General features: G+C 40.2%; 20 protein-coding genes. 3 read left to right on the forward strand and 17 right to left on the reverse strand.

The window, feature by feature from the left end; translation table 11 throughout:
* Positions 1-3: 3 nt before the first annotated feature.
* The 8 genes from GLIP_RS16670 to rpe form a co-directional block, all read right to left on the reverse strand.
* Positions 4-810 (reverse strand): DUF1338 domain-containing protein, encoded by an 807-nt coding sequence (locus GLIP_RS16670; RefSeq protein WP_008845848.1) that lies wholly within the window; start codon positions 808-810, stop codon positions 4-6.
* Positions 811-877: 67 nt separating this feature from the next.
* A complete protein-coding gene (gene astD / locus GLIP_RS16675) occupies positions 878-2,350 on the reverse strand; it encodes a succinylglutamate-semialdehyde dehydrogenase (protein ID WP_008845849.1) in 1,473 nt (490 codons plus the stop codon).
* Positions 2,351-2,373: 23 nt separating this feature from the next.
* Entirely contained in the window at positions 2,374-3,405 is a 1,032-nt protein-coding gene (gene astA / locus GLIP_RS16680) for an arginine N-succinyltransferase (RefSeq protein ID WP_008845850.1), read from the reverse strand.
* 34 nt (positions 3,406-3,439) lie between these two features.
* Positions 3,440-4,645 (reverse strand): aspartate aminotransferase family protein, encoded by a 1,206-nt coding sequence (locus GLIP_RS16685; protein ID WP_008845851.1) that lies wholly within the window; start codon positions 4,643-4,645, stop codon positions 3,440-3,442.
* Positions 4,646-5,102: 457 nt separating this feature from the next.
* A complete protein-coding gene (locus tag GLIP_RS16690; protein ID WP_008845852.1) occupies positions 5,103-6,263 on the reverse strand; it encodes an HDOD domain-containing protein in 1,161 nt (386 codons plus the stop codon).
* An 80-nt stretch (positions 6,264-6,343) separates the two neighbouring features.
* A complete protein-coding gene (locus GLIP_RS16695; RefSeq protein WP_008845853.1) occupies positions 6,344-6,952 on the reverse strand; it encodes an anthranilate synthase component II in 609 nt (202 codons plus the stop codon).
* Positions 6,953-7,006: 54 nt separating this feature from the next.
* Positions 7,007-8,011: a tryptophan--tRNA ligase gene (gene trpS, locus GLIP_RS16700; RefSeq protein WP_040523318.1), complete on the reverse strand. Its 1,005-nt coding sequence runs from the start codon at positions 8,009-8,011 to the stop codon at positions 7,007-7,009.
* 36 nt (positions 8,012-8,047) lie between these two features.
* Complete coding sequence (gene rpe, locus GLIP_RS16705; protein ID WP_008845855.1) at positions 8,048-8,725, reverse strand: ribulose-phosphate 3-epimerase; 678 nt, start codon at positions 8,723-8,725, stop codon at positions 8,048-8,050.
* Positions 8,726-9,042: 317 nt separating this feature from the next.
* On the opposite strand from rpe, the gene GLIP_RS16710 reads away from it, so the two are divergent.
* From GLIP_RS16710 to GLIP_RS16720, 3 genes are all read left to right on the forward strand, one after another.
* Positions 9,043-9,720 carry a TorF family putative porin gene (locus tag GLIP_RS16710; RefSeq protein ID WP_008845857.1) on the forward strand — a complete coding sequence of 226 codons (678 nt, stop codon included), beginning with the start codon at positions 9,043-9,045 and terminating at the stop codon, positions 9,718-9,720.
* Positions 9,721-9,895: 175 nt separating this feature from the next.
* Positions 9,896-10,198, forward strand: a complete 303-nt coding sequence (locus tag GLIP_RS16715; RefSeq protein ID WP_008845859.1) for a hypothetical protein — start codon at positions 9,896-9,898, stop codon at positions 10,196-10,198.
* A complete protein-coding gene (locus tag GLIP_RS16720) occupies positions 10,199-10,396 on the forward strand; it encodes a DUF2970 domain-containing protein (RefSeq protein WP_040523320.1) in 198 nt (65 codons plus the stop codon).
* Between the two features lie 21 nt (positions 10,397-10,417).
* On the opposite strand, the gene GLIP_RS16725 is transcribed toward GLIP_RS16720, so the two are convergent.
* The 9 genes from GLIP_RS16725 to pilM form a co-directional block, all read right to left on the reverse strand.
* Positions 10,418-11,236: a Dam family site-specific DNA-(adenine-N6)-methyltransferase gene (locus tag GLIP_RS16725; protein WP_040523384.1), complete on the reverse strand. Its 819-nt coding sequence runs from the start codon at positions 11,234-11,236 to the stop codon at positions 10,418-10,420.
* Positions 11,237-11,266: 30 nt separating this feature from the next.
* Positions 11,267-12,649, reverse strand: a complete 1,383-nt coding sequence (locus tag GLIP_RS16730) for an SPOR domain-containing protein (RefSeq protein WP_008845862.1) — start codon at positions 12,647-12,649, stop codon at positions 11,267-11,269.
* 11 nt (positions 12,650-12,660) lie between these two features.
* Positions 12,661-13,731: a 3-dehydroquinate synthase gene (gene aroB, locus GLIP_RS16735; protein ID WP_008845863.1), complete on the reverse strand. Its 1,071-nt coding sequence runs from the start codon at positions 13,729-13,731 to the stop codon at positions 12,661-12,663.
* A 32-nt stretch (positions 13,732-13,763) separates the two neighbouring features.
* Positions 13,764-14,279, reverse strand: a complete 516-nt coding sequence (aroK, locus tag GLIP_RS16740) for a shikimate kinase AroK (protein ID WP_008845864.1) — start codon at positions 14,277-14,279, stop codon at positions 13,764-13,766.
* 420 nt (positions 14,280-14,699) lie between these two features.
* Positions 14,700-16,460 (reverse strand): type IV pilus secretin PilQ, encoded by a 1,761-nt coding sequence (locus tag GLIP_RS16745; protein WP_008845865.1) that lies wholly within the window; start codon positions 16,458-16,460, stop codon positions 14,700-14,702.
* Entirely contained in the window at positions 16,453-16,989 is a 537-nt protein-coding gene (locus tag GLIP_RS16750; protein WP_008845866.1) for a pilus assembly protein PilP, read from the reverse strand. The genes GLIP_RS16745 and GLIP_RS16750 overlap by 8 nt, the downstream gene beginning before the upstream one ends.
* Positions 16,986-17,585, reverse strand: a complete 600-nt coding sequence (locus GLIP_RS16755; RefSeq protein WP_008845867.1) for a type IV pilus inner membrane component PilO — start codon at positions 17,583-17,585, stop codon at positions 16,986-16,988. The genes GLIP_RS16750 and GLIP_RS16755 overlap by 4 nt, the downstream gene beginning before the upstream one ends.
* Entirely contained in the window at positions 17,582-18,166 is a 585-nt protein-coding gene (locus GLIP_RS16760; RefSeq protein ID WP_008845868.1) for a PilN domain-containing protein, read from the reverse strand. Before GLIP_RS16760 ends, GLIP_RS16755 begins: the two co-directional genes overlap by 4 nt.
* On the reverse strand, positions 18,154-19,218 hold the full coding sequence (gene pilM / locus GLIP_RS16765; protein ID WP_008845869.1) for a type IV pilus assembly protein PilM: 1,065 nt from the start codon (positions 19,216-19,218) through the stop codon (positions 18,154-18,156). Before pilM ends, GLIP_RS16760 begins: the two co-directional genes overlap by 13 nt.
* Positions 19,219-19,234: the final 16 nt, after the last annotated feature.

Here is a 19,234-nt window from a genome sequence, read left to right on the forward strand (position 1 = left end):
CTATTACTTGGCGTTGGTGCTTTCAAAAATCTTATCAGCAGATGCAGCAACGAAACCTTGATACAGTTCCCCAGTGGGTAACTCATAACGTTGGGCAAATTCATAAAAACAACTGGGTATAGACTTATTGGTGTCAGTAAATGCAACATCAATGTGGTCTGCCATAGTAGACGATTGCGCAAGAAATACGTCCGGTCCACCTTTGATTTCACCACCGGAAGTATTCAACACAAAGCCTGCTTGCTTCAAAAGGTCGTTTACATCAGTTAATAAATCTAATTCTTGCAAGTGATTCACAGATACAGTGAAGTGATTTGCTCTGAATCCCCAAGCCGCCATCCATGCTGCATATTCTGATTCTGCCAATAAGGTTGCATAATCACTACTGGACACTTTCCAATGAGCACCCGAATATAAAAAATTGTCTTGTTGCGTTGCATCTTCGGCCACACTATCTACTAGGCGGTGAATGATATCTTGAATTGTTTCGGGAAACTCTTTTACTCGCAACTCACTGATAAAAACCTTTGGTTGGGTCGTGTCAGGATGTTCAAAGTGCTTAGCTGAGAGTCTCTTTTCGACAAAGTCATATTGACCTTTCTCTTCATAGCCTAACGCCAAAAAGTGTGCCGCTAGCTTGTCTAAATTGATTTTTTCGATATCAAAAGTGCGAAATGCAACGTGGTCATTTACTAGTTCTGATTGACCGTTATATTGACCAAGTAACTTATGCACTTTTTGTGCAGATGGCGTAATACTTAAATAATCTTGCCAAAGATTAGTAAATAAAGAATCGATATTGGTATGCATAAGGGCTTTCTATTTCAACCTCGTAAAAATGGCTTGATGCCGATATGACAGCAAGCCGTGTGCTATTTTAAAGTGTTAAACCGGGACTCAATGAAGCCGGTAAAGTCACCTGTTCCAGTTCTACTGAAGCAACTGGGAATGCGCAATAATCAGCTGCATAATACGCACTGGCTCTATGGTTCCCACTTTCACCGATTCCGCCAAATGGTGCTGCACTGCTTGCACCTGTGATTGGCCTGTTCCAGTTAACAATTCCCGCTCGAATGCGTTTGAAAAAGTGTTGATAATCCGATTCACTATCACCAATGAAGCCTGCGCTTAATCCGAAGTTCGTGTTATTGGCAGACGCGATTGCTTGATCAAAGTCAGTGTATCTAATCACTTTTAACAGTGGGCCAAAATGCTCTTCGTCTGGCATTTTATCAGCCATAGAAGTTACATCTAAAATTCCAGGGGTGACAAAGCCAGTATTGGTATCCAGGTGTTTCAATTCAACTAACGGCGTCGCACCCAATTCGACAAGTTGTTGCTGTGCTCTTACCATGCCGGCTGCGGCATTTGCTGAAATCATAGCGCCCATAAACGGTTGCTCTTCAGCATCATACTGGTCTACTTTGATGTTTTTCGTGACATCGATTAGTTTGGCAAGTATTGCATCACCTTGCGCATTTTGTTGAATGAATAAACGTCGAGCGCATGTACAACGCTGTCCAGACGTAACAAACGCTGATTGCACAATATCGTGAACTACTGCATCGATGTCTTTAGCGTCTTTAACAATCAGTGGATTATTTCCACCCATTTCTAATGCTAAAATTTTACCGGGGTGACCAGCAAACTGTTCGTGCAAAATTTTCCCCGTGCGTGAACTTCCGGTGAAAAATAGTCCGTCGATACCGGTGTGACTAGCTAAGGCTTTACCTGTTTCAACTTCACCTTGAACCAAGTTGATAACCCCTGCTGGTAATCCGGCTTGTTGCCAAATTTTGACCATTTTCTCAGCAACCAATGGGGTAAGATCACTAGGTTTAAACACAATAGTATTGCCAGCTAAAAGCGCTGGCACTATATGTCCGTTAGGTAAGTGTCCAGGGAAATTGTATGGGCCAAATACTGCCACTACTCCGTGAGGCTTGTGACGAATAAAGGCTTTACCTACCGGCATAGGATTTTCTACTGTGCCTGTTCGGTCATGGTAAGCACGTTCAGAAATCGCAATTTTACCGACCATGGCACCTACTTCAGTCGCGGTTTCCCATAAAGGTTTTCCGGTTTCCTGAGCAATTGTCTGAGCTAAATCTTGTTTATTTTCGCCTAATAGTTCAGCGTATTTTTTTACAATTTGCAGACGGTTTTCAAAGGTTAAATCGCTCCACGCCAAAAACGCATTTCGAGCTGCTTTAACTGCTGCATCAATTTGCTTTGGTGAAGCCGACTTGGCTTGCCAAATAACTTTGTTTTTAGCGGGATCAATAGATTGAATATCGTGACCTTCACCTAGGTGCCACTCACCTGCAATATAGTGGGCTTGTGTCGTCATACATAATTCCTATGGCTGGGTTATTAAATTAATTTGGTTGGCGCAAAGCGTATTAGGTCGTTCTCTGAAACTAATAGTGCGGCTGCGCTTTCTGGAGAGATATACGCAACGTCGTTTTCCTGATCTACGTATACTTCTGTGGTAATTGCTCTGAAGTCTTTTACTTTTGTGTTGATTACAAAACACAAAGTGGCGTCCGCTGCTTTTTGCTGGTCAATTTTGATAGGTAGCTTACGACTTGCCTGTGCAGTTCTAATATGTTGAATATTCGCTTCAACCGTAGGACCACCGTCAAAAATATCAACATATCCGCGACAGATAAATCCTTCTTGTTGCAACAACTGCAGTGCGGGTCGGGTTTTTTCATGTACCTGACCAATAACGGCTTGGGCCGCTTTACTCAATAAACTGACGTAGATTGGGTACTTCGGCATAAGTTCCGCAATAAAGACTTTGTCACCAATGCCGGTTAAATAATCGGCTGTTGGGAAATCCATTGAGAAGAAATGTTCCTCAAGCCATTGCCAAAATGGAGAGGTTCCATTTTCATCGCTCACACCGCGCATTTCTGCAATTACGGTTTCGGAAAACCGACTTTGATGCTCGAGCATGAATAAGAACCGAAACTTTGACAGTAACCTGCCGTTACTGCCTTTACGCGCCTTTTCTTTGAGGAATAAAGTGCATATCTCTGATACCCCTGTGTAGTCGTTACACAAGGTTAATATATCCACTGTATTATGGATTTTTAACTCACGCGAAGCATGCACTACTTTGCCACAATGGTAATGGTAAAAAGAGTCTTCTAAACCCACTGTCGCGGCGATACCACTGGTACCCACCACGTCGCCAGTTTCGGTATCTTCCATCACAAACAAGTAGCTTTGATTGCTGGGTTCGTCGACGACTTCTTTAAATGCTCGCTCAGATTGATCAATTTTGCGTCTTAACAACGGCTCATTAACAGGCAATGATGTAAAACCAATGCCTGACTCAACTGCGATGTCATGTAAAGCGTCGTAATCTTTTAACGCAATAGGACGGATCACTTTCATAATGGCTTGCTCACTTAACTTTTCGCGTCAAAGCTTAACTATTTACAACATGCTCGATGGCACGTTCAAAGCGAGCAAGACCTTCTGCGATATCTTCGTCAGGAATAACCAACGAAGGTGCAAAACGAACCACGTTAGCGCCTGCCACTAAACACATCATATTGTTAGCTGCAGATGCCACCAAAAAGTCTCTCGCTTTACCTTTGTATTGTTCATTTAACGCACAACCAATTAGCAAGCCTTGTCCTCTAATCTCACTAAATACATTATATTTTTGGTTGATTTTGTTTAGCCCATCACGGAACAATTGTTCTTTACGCAACACATCTTGCAATATTGCAGGCGTATTCACGATATCTAAAACTTTTTCTGCAACCGCACATGCAAGCGGGTTACCACCGTATGTGCTGCCATGGGTTCCAACTTTCAAACTCGCTGCAATTTCAGTAGTCGTTAACATAGCTCCAATTGGAAATCCGCCACCTAAAGACTTAGCTGTAGTAAGAATGTCGGGTACGACATTTAATCCCATGTACGCATATAATTGTCCGGTACGGCCAACCCCAGATTGAACTTCATCAAAGATCAATAGTGCATTGTGTTCTGTACATAATGCACGCACGCCTTCAACAAACTCTTGCATTGGACTAATAACACCACCTTCACCTTGTAAAGGTTCCATAATTACCGCACAGGTTTTATCCGAAATTATTTCTTTTAGTGCGTCTAGGTTATTGTAATCGACATGTTCAACTGCACCTGGCTTTGGTCCGAACCCGTCTGAATAAGCGGCTTGGCCACCCACTGTTACAGTGAAAAAAGTACGGCCGTGGAAGCCTTGGTTAAAGGCAATAATTTGATTCTTTTCTTCACCATAATGTTCCAACGCAAAACGTCTGGCTAATTTCAACGCCGCTTCGTTAGCTTCAGCACCTGAATTCGCGAAGTAAGCTTTGTCAGCAAATGTGGCGTGAGTCAATTTTTGTGCAAGACGTAAAGCTGGCTCATTAGTAAAAACGTTACTTAAATGCCAAAGCTTTTCACCTTGTTCTTTTAAGGTTTTTACTAAGTCAGGATGACAGTGGCCTAATACGTTCACAGCGATACCACCGGCAAAGTCTATGTATTCGTTTCCTTCCTGATCCCATACTCGTGACCCTAACCCTTTAACCGGTACAATTGCCGCTGGGTTGTAATTCGGAACCATAACTTCGTCAAACGTTGCGCGTGTTACTTGCATTTTTTACCTCACTTAAAATTCTGGACGTGTATTTCACTGGGAATTAATACTGTGTCGGCGATGTAAATATTATAGCCGAACGACCAATTTGGACTGCGCATTGTGTCAGATTTAATTCATTCTGTCTGCATGCAAACCGCCGAAAAGCCTTAAATTTAAAGGCGTTCCGCTAATCTTGCAGGAATAGTGAATAACTATTTAGACTAAAGAAACTTATGTCGTTTGAAAATAATATGCTACTACTCTCAAGGTGAGATGTTGTTTAATTAAAGCCAAACGTTAGCTGACTTTTGACTATGGTGCTTAGTCACTGTAGTAAAAAGTTGCGGGTTTCCTGAATGAGTGGTTTTACAAGACAGTGCCTAAGTGAGAAACCGGCGTTGTTGAGCAAATTGCATGAATATGTAAAAAAAATTTAATTAATATTGTAAAAAATATCATCTAGCGATGCGTTTGTTTATTTTTCATCCAAACTTATGTCGAAATTTCGTAAATCTGTTTTCTTCAGCTCTGAAAGCGCGCCTTTAGGAAAGTAAAATTGACGTAGATAATCTTTGGCTTCTTCCATTGAAATCATCTTGTTTGCTTTTAGCATTCGATAGCGGTTGTAGGCAATGCCTTGAGCCAACACTTTGGCGTAGGGTGACATAAAGTTAACCGCCACGTTTTCAGCAAACTCATTGATAGCTTCAGATAACGCAAGTCGCTTAAATGGCATTAAGCCAATGAACTTTGCGCTTAAATGATATGCGTGAGTACTAAGCGCTTTTAACAAGTAGGTTTCAGAAGGAGAAATTTCGCCTAGTGCTAGGTGTTCGTCCCGCTTTCGTTCATTTTGGGCTTCTATTAGTGCTTCTCTGTGGACTTGCTCAAAATTTTTGAAGAACAATCGAACCACCACAATTTTGCCAAAATCGTGAAAAAGGCCGATCAAAAAAGCATTGTAGCTATTTAGGTCACTCACTTTTGCGAGCATTTTACAAGACATTGCAGTTCCAATCGAGGCTTCCTGTAAACGCACTTTGATTTCTGGAAAGGGGTCGGTGATTTGTGGTAAACAACGTCTGAACGCAATAGAAGGTATGATCATTTTAAGGTTATCAATCCCAAGAAAACTTAAAGCTACCTTAAGACTTTCGACCACGACAACTTTACCTTTAGCATCTACTTTTCGATACTGAGGCGTATTAATAAGTTTAATTAGTTCATCATATAACCACGGCATACTAGCAGCTAAAGGTTCAATTTTGGCTATTGAAGACGCTTTTACCGATAGCGCATCCAAAAGTTCGACAAGTTTTGGATCAAACCCTAAAACTTCATAAAAAAGTTTCTCTGGATCTGCAAGTTGAACTTCCATACGGCTAAGCACTTCATCATGCACCATATTTTGAATACTTTCGACATAACTTGAGTGCGAGCGTTTATTAAGTTCTTTATCACGAATTGCTTGCTTTTCTACTCTGAGCAGCTCTCGGCGGGCATCACTTTGTTCAGTCAATTCAAACGCAATTGATTCTGACTCCATTCCCATCTGCCGTTGCGCCAGTTTGAGACTAAGTGATAGGTGATCAAAACGAGAATGAATGTCGTTTTTTAATGCCAAAAAGTCGGTCATTGTTTCTTCTTAATTAAATGTAAAAATTATGTAAAAGCTTATTTGGTAAATTAGCAGTGTAGTGCAGAATTTTAAACAGTTTATATCGTTATATTGGCTCTCGCCCACCATCTGTCTGCTATATTAACAAAGTTGAACAAGATTTTATGTCCTACTTTAGTCAAAAGTGATTCTGGGTGAAATTGTACTCCCATAAGCGCAAAATCTTGATGTTCAATGGCCATAGGTTCGTGTTCACCAAAGTCTTCACACCAAGCTGTTATATTTATTTCACTTGGCAAAGTATCAGCATCAAGAATTAATGAATGATAACGAGTGGCAATAAAAGGATCTGCTATATCATCAAAAAAAGGCGAACCTGTATGACGAATATTAGACGTTTTACCGTGCATAATATGCTTTGCTACTTCCACTTTTCCACCTAAAACTTGCCCAATAGCTTGATGGCCTAGGCAAACACCCAGAATAGGTATTTTCCCTGCGAACGTGCGAATTGCTTCTAAGGTAATACCTGCTTCATTGGGCGTGCAAGGACCCGGCGAAAATACCAAATAACGAGGCGCAAGTTGCACAATTTGATTGCAGCTTATTTGATCGTTTCTCACAACCTGTACTTCTAGATTAAGTTCGCGGAAGTAGCGTGCAAGGTTGTGAGTGAACGAATCATAATTGTCGATCAACAACAGCATTAGCTATAAGGTCCCAAAAGACAACTTGTCGAATATCGATTGGCTAAAAGACCATTACACTTTTGGAACAAACCCAATCGCCTGATAGACTTTCTCCAACATAACAGCTGCACGTGCACTGGCTTTTTCAGCACCATCACGCATGACTTCGTTCAAATATGTCTGATCTGAACGAATTTCACTAAATTTAGCTTGGATGGGCTCTAATAATGAAACCACAGCTTCTGCTACATCACCTTTTAAATGACCATACATTTTATCTTCGTATTCAGGCACAAGTTCATCAATACTTTTTCCTGTTGAACAGGACAATAAAGATAAGAGGTTTGAAACACCTGGTTTTTCCTGTTTATCAAAATAAATACGGGCTTGTTCATCTGAATCGGTCACAGCGCGTTTTATTTTCTTACTGATTTTTTTGGTATCTTCTAACAATCCAACAAAATTATTGGGATTGTTATCAGATTTTGACATTTTACTACCCGGATCTTGCAAACTCATAATACGTGCGCCAAATTCCGGTATGAAAGGTTCGGGAATGGTAAATATGTCGCCGTATATGTTGTTAAAACGAGTAGCAATGTCGCGTGCCAATTCAAGATGTTGTTTTTGATCATCCCCCACAGGCACTCGGTTTGGTTGATATAGCAAGATATCGGCCGCCATTAGGGTAGGGTAGGTCAACAATCCTGCGTTTACATTGGAAATGTTTTTAGCAGACTTGTCCTTGAATTGTGTCATGCGATTTAATTCGCCCATTTGCGTGTAACAATTCAACACCCAAGCTAATTGCGCATGTTCTGGTACATGCGACTGCATAAAAATGGTGCTTTGTTTAGGATCGATTCCGCAAGCTAAATATAGTGATAAGCCATCTAAACAGGCGTTGTACAATGCCTTAGGATCTTGGCGAACAGTGATGGCATGTAAATCTACCAACATATATAGGCAGTCATGGTCCTGTTGCATGTTTACCCATTGACGCAATGCGCCCATGTAATTTCCTATCGTCAGTTGTCCTGATGGCTGACAACCACTTAGTACAATTGGTTTACTCATAGTTTAAAACTTTCTTCTTTTAGGTTATCAACAGGCCTAAGCCATATTTACTTTATTTAATTCTGCACGCATTTGGTCGATGACGAGTTTATAGTCAGGTTGATTGAAAATAGCCGAACCCGCTACAAAGGTATCTGCTCCAGCTTCGGCAATGCTGCGAATATTATCGACTTTTACACCACCGTCAATTTGAATTCTAATCGGTTTACCAGAATCACGTACACGCTGTTTTACCTTTCGAATCTTTTCTAATGTTTGTGGAATAAACTGTTGACCGCCAAATCCTGGATTGACTGACATCATCAAAATGAAATCGAGCTTATTGATAATATAATCAAGACAATGAAGAGGGGTGGCAGGATTTAGAACTACACCCGCTTCACAACCACTATCAATAATTAGTTGTAGACTTCTGTCTAAATGACGCGTGGCTTCTGGATGAAAACTAATTCGATTTGCACCAGCGGCTGCAAAATCCTCGATCATTTGATCCACTGGCTCAACCATCAAATGCACATCTATGGGTTTGCTAACACCATGTTTAACCAATGACTGACATACCAAAGGACCTACAGTCAGATTGGGAACATAATGATTATCCATTACATCGAAGTGCACCAAATCAGCTCCTGCAGCAATAACCTTATCCACTTCATTGCCAAGGCACGCAAAGTTTGCTGAAAGAATAGAAGGCGCGATTAAAAATGGGCTCATAAGGGTCTCCAATTTGAATGGGCGATAGTGTAAAGAAAAACCGGTAATGAAAAAAGCGTTAGTGCCACCAATGCCTCGCACTATTATGGTGCTGAAGTTCTCATATGGTGCGTTAGCATGACGCAATCAATTTTACATTACTAAGGTGTTATCCAACAAAATTTATAATTAGCAATATAAAACAATGGCTTACGTGTTTTATAAGGTTGTTCAAATAAGCGGCACTAGAATTGCCTTAATCATGCCAGCGACAAAAAAATAATAATAATAATTAAAATTAAAACATTGAAAATATAAATAAATTTCGGAGAACACATATGAAAACATTGAAATTGGCCGCATTGGCTGTAGCAGTACTTTCTGCAACCAGTTTTAGTTCATTAGTACAAGCAGACATTTCTGCTAACTTTGGCGCAACAAGCAATTACTTATGGCGTGGTGTTACTCAAAGCAGCAATGATGTCTCAGTTTCTGGTGGTATTGACTATTCAAGCGAGAGTGGTTTTTATGCAGGTACTTGGATTGGCTCTATTGATTGGGGCGTTGACGGAACTGAAAATGACTTCTACCTAGGTTATGGCGGTGAGTCAGGCGATTTCACATATGACGTTGGTTATATTTATTATATGTACCCAGCAACAGGTTATGAAGATTCTGATTTTGGTGAAGTCTATTTCAATGGTGGCTATGGCGCATTCTCTTTCGGTGTGGCTTATACAATTAACAGCCAAGCAGACGACGATGCACCTTTTGGTACCGGAGATCTTTATTATAGTGTAGGTTATGGTTTTGACCTTCCAAACGAATTTGGTCTTGGTTTAACTTATGGTTATTACGACTTTGATAGCGACGACGCAGTATATGGTGACGTTGACTATGGTCACTTCCAAATTGACCTTTCAAAAGGTGATTTTACGTTAAGCGTATCTAAAGCAGATGACGAATCAGGTGATGACGATACTAAATTCGTTGTTAGCTGGGGAACATCTTTCTAATTTTAGTTTGAATTGAAACGCCTAAAGAGCCAACTTTCGAGTTGGCTTTTTTGGTTGAATTTAACAACAAAAAGTCATTAAGTGCGTTAAAGCGCATGGAAATCAGGTAAAAGACAGTTGTTCATTTTATCAACGGACGTATAATGCACCTTCAATAACGATTAAAGGTGGCCATATGAACAGGAAGTTAAAAGCCGGTATCTCTATTGGTGCAATCACATTTACTCTCTTTGTTGTAGTACAACCACAATTTTCTAATGTGGATAGTTTTTGTCAAAATATTGATATAGATAAATATACTGCGGATTCAAACCCTGCAAATCCAGTTAATCGTTGCGCTAATGCGAATCAAAAAAATGTGAGCTGGATGAGTTGGTTTTCAGGACGTTCACGTTATCAATTTCACTACCTTGATTTATTAGAGTTGTTATCCAGAACCACAGACAAACAACCTACTTCCCACTCGAGTGCTGGTTAATTGTCGGAATCTAAATCGAATAGTTTATGGGGTGTTTTTAAAAGTGTTGCTGCCAGTATGTTTGGTGTGCAATCCCACCAAAACTACGAGCATGACTTTCAGCAAAAATCCTTTGTCCCATATTTGTTGGTTGGTATTGTCTTTGTGATTGGTTTAATTCTTGGATTGGTGATAATCGTCAATATTGCCTTAGGTTAGCACCATACCTGCTTGCCAATGTTACGAATAAAGCGCGAGTAACTCACCTACTTTTACTCTTTGATCGCCTTTTTGGCTGATAGTACGACTTACCATCAAACTGGTTATATCTGCTTCTGAATAAATATCCCGAGTAAACCGCGTGTCATGATTACTAATCAACACACTAACTGATTTTTTATCGGCATTGTGCTTCGCCAATTTTGCCAACAACAACTGTTCATCTAACGAGAACCCATTTTTAGCATATTGTGTGAAGTTAGAAGTTAAACTAATCGGTGCGTAAGGAGGATCGCTATAGATAACATTGCCTTTTCTCGCCCGTGCAAAACTATTTTGAAATGATTCGCAGGTAAACATTGCTTTTTGCGATTTTTCAGCAAAATAATACAACTCATTTTTAGGAAAATAAGGCGCTTTGTATTTACCAAATGGTACGTTAAATCCACCTGATAAATTGTATCTGCATAGCCCGTTGTATCCATGTCGATTTAAATATAAAAATAATAAAGATTTATAAAAAACATCATTTGATTGATTAAATTCTTTACGCAGCTCATAAAATCGTAACGGTTGATTATTGGCAGCACAAAATAGCTTTTCTGCTTCTTGAATAAAGTACTCTGATTGCGATTTTACAATGTTATATAGGTTTATCAGATCAGGATTGATGTCATTTAATATATATTGCGGAAAGTCTGTATTTAGGAAGACAGAGCCTGCGCCGACAAAAGGTTCGATTAATTTATTGCCTTCAGGGAGCCGTTGACAAATTTCATCAATAAGGCCGTATTTTCCGCCAGCCCATTTTAAAAACGCCCGATTTTTGTTTTTCTTCATGTTCGCTTTTTTGGTGTAACCACAATCCACTTATTGCTGAGATACTGCCAACTCTTCCTTTATTTGTTTAACTGATTTAGCAAATGGAACTGTTTTGTCTATGCTATCGGGTAATGCAGCAATATACTGCCGCGCTAGTTGGATATTGGCAAAGGATTTTTTGAAAATCACAACGTGCCAGTCTCCTCCAAATCGTTGAGTGGTATACAGCCAGTGACTGTCTTCTAATCCATGTTGTTGGATAAATTGCAGAGCAATAGACTCTTCACTCATGGCAGCGAGTTGTAAAACGAACAGATTATCTTGCAAACTTAATATCGGATGTGACTGTAGTTGTTGCTCCGCTGTGTCATTATCTGTATTTGAGTCTGTGCTATCTTGTCCATCCTCTTGCTTACTTTCATCGTCTTGCTCATTCACATCCTCTTGTTTGGGGGGAGACTCGGTGACTTGTTGCAGATCGCGCTGCTGCTGTTTATCGACTTCTTTTTGCCAACTTGTTACCAGCTCTTGACCGTTTTCTGTTTGCTCTTCGTTTGGTTCTTGGTCTGAAATATTCTGTTCAAGGCTTTGCTGCACTTCTTCAATCGCTTTTTCAGCCTGATCTATATGTTCTGTTACTGAATTATTGTCATCTTGTTTTTTGACTGCATCTATCGCCTCCTGTTCAATTGGCGCTTTTTGGGCAATATCGACTTTTGTTGATTGTGGATCTATGAATTGGTTTATCTCGTCAGGATATTGCCAAAACACCAACATAAAAAATATACCAATGAAAACTAGGCCTGCTACGAGTTTAAATATCGGTTTGCGAATAATGGAGCCTGAATCTACTTCCTCTAGCGTATTAAACTGTCGCTCGATACGTGCACGTCTTTGACGGATGCTTTGGCTTAAATTGTCTGCAATTTGGTTTGATGAAACAATTTCATTGCTTAACAATATGGGGAGGTGTTGATTATCTTGAGCTAAGTTGGTTTTGGCCGATTGCGTCCATTGAGCGTTACCAAATAACAATACATTAAGATGATGACCTTTATTTAAATCTTTGTTTTTTAACACTAATCGCCATAATTCATTTAATAAAGAAGTTGAAATATGCTGAGCAGCGCAAATACAAATTAATATTGGCCCTGAATCTTTTGGAATTTGTTGAATGAGTTGTTTATCTAATGGGTCATTAGGGGAAAGTGGGGCACTAACCAATTGTCGATATATTTCATTTCGATAATCGGAATCCCGCAGTTGGCTTTCACCATTAATAAAGGCAACCTCAGTATTTTCATGTTGGTTAGCGATAAACTGTTGCAGTGAGGATTGCTGTTGAGACAGGCTTTCGCAGCTAATAAAAATGAGCTGCGACGAGTACGAAACTAAATATTCCAGCCGACTATGCAACTCGTTGATCGCCACAATCCTATCTCTTATTTATTTAATATGTTTTGCAATAAACTAGGCTCTATGTCTTTCGTTACTATTGCTTCACCGATGCTAACTGGAATAATAAACCTGATCGTGCCAGATAGCACTTTTTTATCATGCTGCATGTGTCGCATGAAAATTTCATAATTCATATGTTCAGGTGCTTCTGTAGGCAGGTCGAAAAGCTTTATTAGGTTAACCATTCGGTCTAAATCGGCTTGTGATATCCATTCTTTGGCGCGGGCTACTTTGGCCGCTAATACCATGCCACAGCCAACAGCCTCACCGTGCAACCAATTTCCATAGCCTTGTTCAGCTTCTATTGCATGGCCAAAAGTATGCCCAAGGTTTAGTAATGCGCGGATACCATTTTCTTTCTCATCTTTCGAAACAATCTCTGCTTTAATTTCGCAGCAGCGCTGAATGACATATTTCAAATGTTCAGATGATAAGTTTTTTAATGCCTCAGCGTTGTTTTCTAGCCAATTAAAAAATGCGCCATCGTAAATGATGCCATATTTAATCACTTCCGCCATGCCGGCGGCAAACTCTCTAGGTGGTAAGGTTTTTAACGTATCAATGTCGATTACTACTGATTGTGGTTGATAGAACGCCCCAATCATGTTTTTGCCTAAAGGGTGGTTAACCGCGGTTTTCCCTCCCACAGAAGAATCCACTTGCGAAAGTAATGTAGTGGGGACTTGAATAAAGGGCATGCCACGTTGAAAACTTGCTGCAACAAACCCTGTTAGATCACCTATCACGCCACCACCTAGTGCAATCAAGGTGGTATCTCGAGCAGCGTGTTGTTCTAAGAGTTGGGTGATAACCACATTGAATTGGGTAAGGTTTTTATGTTGTTCGCCATCAGGCAGGCAAATAACCTTAACATCTATGTCATTTAACGTGCTTAACAAGGTTTGCAGATAAAGAGGTTTAACAACCTCGTTCGTGACCACAATCGCTTTGCCACTTTTAATCTGGTGTTTAAATGAGTCTGTAGAAGTTAATAATCCGGAGTCGATATTGATTGGGTAACTACGCTCACCCAACTCAACTGTAATTGTGGACATGAGCGCACTACCTCGTGTATGGAATGGTCTAGTTAAAGCCCAATTTTATCAATTATTTGGCTAGCGACTGCTCTTGCACTTTGATCATCAGTGTCAACAACATAGTCAGCTACTTCTTCATAAAGTGGATTACGGGAATCAGCAAGTTCACGTAACACCATTTCTGGATCGTCTTTTTGCAACAATGGACGGCGTTTATCTCGCTGAGTACGCGCTACTTGTTTGTCGATAGTCGTCTGCAAATAAACCACGATACCTCGAGCTGACAGACGATTCCGTACGTTTTTACTTACAACAGAGCCGCCACCGGTGGCTAAGACAATACCCTGTTTATCAGTCAAATCGTTGATCACGGTTTCTTCTCTTAGTCGAAAACCATCTTCACCTTCCAAATCAAATATCCAAGCGATATCTGCACCAGTGCGGCGTTCGATTTCCTGATCGGAATCAAAAAATTCAAGATGAAGTTCGTCGGCGAGATGCCTTCCTATCGTACTTTTGCCAGCTCCCATTGGGCCAACAAGAAAAATATTACGCTTTTCTGCCATTTTTGCTTATATCACAACTTTAGTTAACTGGGGGTTTGCGTCCCAATTTGAATTATTCCAATTACGTAAAAGTCCCATTTAATCAATTGGTTAAATAAACCGAATAGATTGAATTCGTTTATGCAATTGGTCTGAACATGACCTCGTCGAAATTTCGAGAGCGCGATTATCTCAGTTATATGCTGAAATTTGCAAGTTTTGTTGTGCTTAATTTGCTTCTGCTTGATATGTGGGGCTAAAAAGAGGGGCTATTTCCCATCTTAAGTGCTCACTAATTCCCAGTTAATTATCCAAAGGTGAAGGGAATTCACTGTTAATCATAAATAATGAGCGGATTTTTGATGGGTTTTTTTAGGTTGTCTACTCAAAATAAAAGGGCAATATGAATTGCCCTTTGTACAGATACACTAAAAACTTTACTTAAAGCGAGTCGACTAAGATTTTAGGCGTGACGAAAATTAACAGTTCGCGTTTTTCATTTATTTTTTGTGAGTTTCTAAATAGTCCGCCTACTACAGGTAAGTCACCTAGCAAAGGTATTTTAGATACGTCGTCTGTTGAAGTCTGTTGGAAAATTCCACCCAGTACAATTGTTTCCCCATTTTCAACTAATACTTGTGTGCTTATTTCTTGGGTATCGATGGCTACCGCAGGACCGGTTGAAGTAGAAACGGTTTCGCCACGAGTATCTTGAGTTACCACTAAATTTAATATCACGCGGTTGTCTGGGGTGATGTGAGGTGTCACTTTAAGACTTAACACAGCTTTTTTAAATTCTACCGAAGTTGCACCGCTTGATGTCGCTTGTACATAAGGAATTTCAGTACCTTGCTCGATGTAAGCTTCTTGTTGATTTGCCACAGTGATTCTTGGACTGGCGATGATTTCACCTTTGTTTTCTGATTCAAGGGCACTTAGTTCTAAATCAATAATGGTGCCGTCAACTAATCGAGCAATTTGTAAACCAATACGGCCAGCTGGGTTAGAAACAGGTAGGTTTACATTAAGTCTGTCTGCTAAATCCGGTAACGTGCCGCCAGCGATGGCATCAGCGCCTTCCAAAGAACCTGAAATGCCGCCGTCTGAGGTACGGTCACTCAGGCCCCATCTCACTCCAAGTTGTTCATCGACATTATCACGCACCGTAACCATTCTTGATTCAATCAATACTTGTTTGATTGGAATGTCTAGCGCTTTAATTAACGAACGCGCTTCTTCTACTGAGTCTGCGGTATCACGCAATAAAACAGTATTTGTACGCTCATCGATGGTAACTGAGCCTCTTGAGCTTAAAATACTTGCATCAGCAGATTTTAGAATCGCCGCCATTTCGGCTGCTTTTGCATAATTAATTTGAATGTTAACTGAGCTTAGCGGTGCTAAATCAGCCACTTGTTGTTTCGACTGCAATTGCTGGGTTTCACGTGCTGTCAGCTCTTCTGAAGGCGCGATAAGTAATATGTTGCCTTCCAGTCGTTTGTCGAGTCCTTTGATCTTTAAAATCATTTCAAGTGCTTGATCCCAAGGCACGCCAGATAAACTGATAGTGACATTGCCACTTACCGTGTCTGTAGTCACTAAATTGAAGCCATTAACCTGAGCAATGATTTGTAATACCTGGCGTACAGGTACGTCTTGAAAATCTAATGATATTGGCTCACCGGTAAACACCGAAGAAGCATTATTGTTATCAGGCTCATTATCTTTTTCAATTTCAATGACTAGTTGCTGGTTGTTTTTCCTGTGAGTAAAGGTTGCTTTACTGGCCAAGTTGAATTCTATTTTACTGCCTTTTGTTTCCTGAAACGTTTCAATGCTAGTAACTTGGGTTGCAAAATCGGCAACATCTAAAGTAAATAACTGTTCATCACCTAGTTTTACCGCGGGTAATGAGAGCACAAGCTTTTGGCTTTGCTGCGACAGTTGCATTTGATAGTCAGCATTATTGAAATCTAACGTAACGCGAGCCCCGCCAGTTGAGTTACGCTTAAAATCAATGTCGTTCAATTCTGAACGAAATACACTTGCGACTTTCTTGTCGGGATCAACTAACACTGGCTGAGCTTGTTGGGCCATTGAATTAAGCGAAACAAATGTCATTCCGGCTATTGCTAAAAACAGCCAAAAGCAAGTTCGATTAGCTCTATTCAGCTTTTTATTAAAGATAAAACGTTCAGACATTATCATTTTCTCCTGCCCGTGAAGACATGCTCAGTATTGCTTTATTTTTTTGCCAGCAGCCGGCCCCATCTGGCAACATTTCTTCAATTGATATGTCGCCATTCTGAATTGATGTTATACGTCCAAAAAACAAACCTATGTAGTCTCCTGTAGTGACTTTGTGCAAGGAACCATCGTTTGCGGTAACTAATGCCCAATTTCTTCCCAAGCTAGTGAATGTGCCAGAAATCGTTAATGCATCAAGTCCAAACCCTTCAAGAGCGCCTTTGATTCTATTGAAATCAGGTTGTAAACAATTTTCACGTTTCGTCTCTACAGTTTGCACTGCAACATTTCGAGGACGTTTAAACGGGCTGCGAAGATCAGCTGCCTTATATTCGAAAGCAGGCTGCGTTTTAAATTCAGGATAAGGTTCTATGTTCACAGATGTACTTTGTTTCACTTCAACAACATATGTTACCAAGTCATCCGTTTGCGCTTCGCACCCGGCCAACGCAATTGCCGCGAAAAGTAAAGATAGTTTTCTCATCGGCTTTGCTCCGATACTGCAGTGCGATAGGTTTTAGCTTGAAGCTGCAATTTTAATTCTGAACCTTGTTGGGTGATATCAAAATTATGCAGTGTCACAATGCGCGGCAGTCCAGCGATGTTTGACACAAACTGACCAAATTCGTGGTAATCACCTGTCACTTCCATCTGGATTGGTAACTCAGTATAAAATTCTTTAGGAATTTCTTGTTGCCAATTTATCAACTTGAAGTTTAATCCGGCGGTTGTCCCTACAAATGTAATGTCGTCAATTAATCCAGGCGTTTCATTACTGGTTGGTAACGATTTCAGCATCGACGAAAAGTCAGCTTCTATGCGTGCTAACTGATCTTCATAGGCTTTTAAGTTAACCGCAATTCTGTATTTTGCCGCAAAGGTTTGTTTAAGTTCAGCTTCTTCAGCTTGAGTTCTATCTAATACCGGTAATTTAGAGGAAATTAACCCGTAATAACCGCCTACGGCAACCAAAATCGCTACGAATACTGCAACCACTGTTTTTACTTCGAACGGCCAATTTGCAACCTGTTCGAAATCGAGATCATTCATCTCTTTAAGTTTATTTACATCAAATTTCATAGTTGGCCCTCCTCAGGTTTTGCTGAGAAGTCAGGAGCGACTGACGAATTTATCGAGAAAGTTAATTTAAATTCACTCACCGCATCTGGCGCAGTTGTATCTGCCACGATTGATGATAATTCACCTTGACCAAATATTTTTGAGTTTTCTATATTGCGCATGAAGGAAGACAAACGATTGTTTGATTCACTGACACCGGATAGCTCAACCGTGTTACCTTGGCGAGAGAATGAGCGGAAAGAAACTCCTGGTGGAACCAATCGCGCTAATTCATCAAATACTATTGGTGCGACATTACGGCTAGTTTGTAGTTGTTCGATTAGGGCCATACGTTGCTCGATGGCTTTTTTACTTTCTTTAATATCTTTGATTTTTGCTATTTCTGCATCAAGAACAGCAATTTGCCCCTGTAAAAATGCGTTACGTTGATTTTGATTGGCAATTCTGCTGTCCACTAACACACCAAACAGATACACGATGATCATGATAAATAACGCCACTGCAAACAGCAAAGTAAAGAAGTCTTTTTTCTGCCTTTGACGCAGTTCTTCACGCCACGGCAATAGGTTTACATGTGACATGGTTTAAAACTCCTAGACGCTAATCCGGCCGCAATTGCTAGTTGCGGAGCAACTTTATGAAAACCTTGTTGTTCAGCCTTTTCCGAAATCTGCATATCTTTAAATGGATTAAATATGGAAACGTCGATAGCTAACTCTCCCTCTAGCTCGGCAGCAATTTCTTCTATGTTTGCACCGCCTCCGGACAATATCATGGCTTCAGGACGTTCTGCACCGGTAGAACTAATATACATTTGTACTGCGCGGCTGATATGTTGATTTAAGTTTGCTAAGAAAATCGGGAACGTATCCTCTCGCCAAGTAGCGGGTAGATCGCCATTCACTAATTGTTGTTCTGTTTCAGATTTTTCAAGGGTGTGAATAATACTTAAGTCTTGAATGAGGCTATTCATTCCAAAGCTGTGTTCTTTGCTATAAATCACTCGATCATTCAAAACTACACAAAGTTGTAATTGCGAAGCGCCAATATTGAAACACAATATGGGTTTATCTTCTGGATAGTCTGCAAACTCGATAATTGCATTACCTAACGCGTAACTTTCAATATCCACAACTTTAGGATTAAATTCCACTTCTCTTAGCAAAGTTATGCGACTATCAACGACATCTTTATGCGCTGCACTAAGTAACACATCAACTTTACCCACGTGAGTTTTACTTTCGCCCAGCTCTTCAAAATCTAAATATACTTCTTCTAGAGGATAAGGAATTAGGCTATCGGACTCTATTTCTATTTGGGTTTCAAGTTCAAAATCTTGTTGATCTGGGTCCATATAGACGATTTTACTTAAAACAGAACCGCCAGATATCGCAACCACAACATCTTTCTTTTTACTCTTTAAAGAAAGCTTCACTTTTTTCAGTGCATTACTCACGGCATCGAAATCTTTTATTTCTCTGTCAGCAAAGGCATTGCCGTTTATCTGCTCACATGCGAAACTCTGCACCTTAATTTGGCTGCCTTCTTGTTCAAACAAAACGGCCTTAATATACCGTGTACCGATATCGAGACCTATCATTTGTGAGGCTTTTTTCTTAAAAAGTTGTTTCAACACAATTAGTTCCGAA

The sequence above is a fragment of the Aliiglaciecola lipolytica E3 genome, assembly GCF_000314975.1.
In the GTDB taxonomy this organism is placed as follows: domain Bacteria; phylum Pseudomonadota; class Gammaproteobacteria; order Enterobacterales; family Alteromonadaceae; genus Aliiglaciecola; species Aliiglaciecola lipolytica.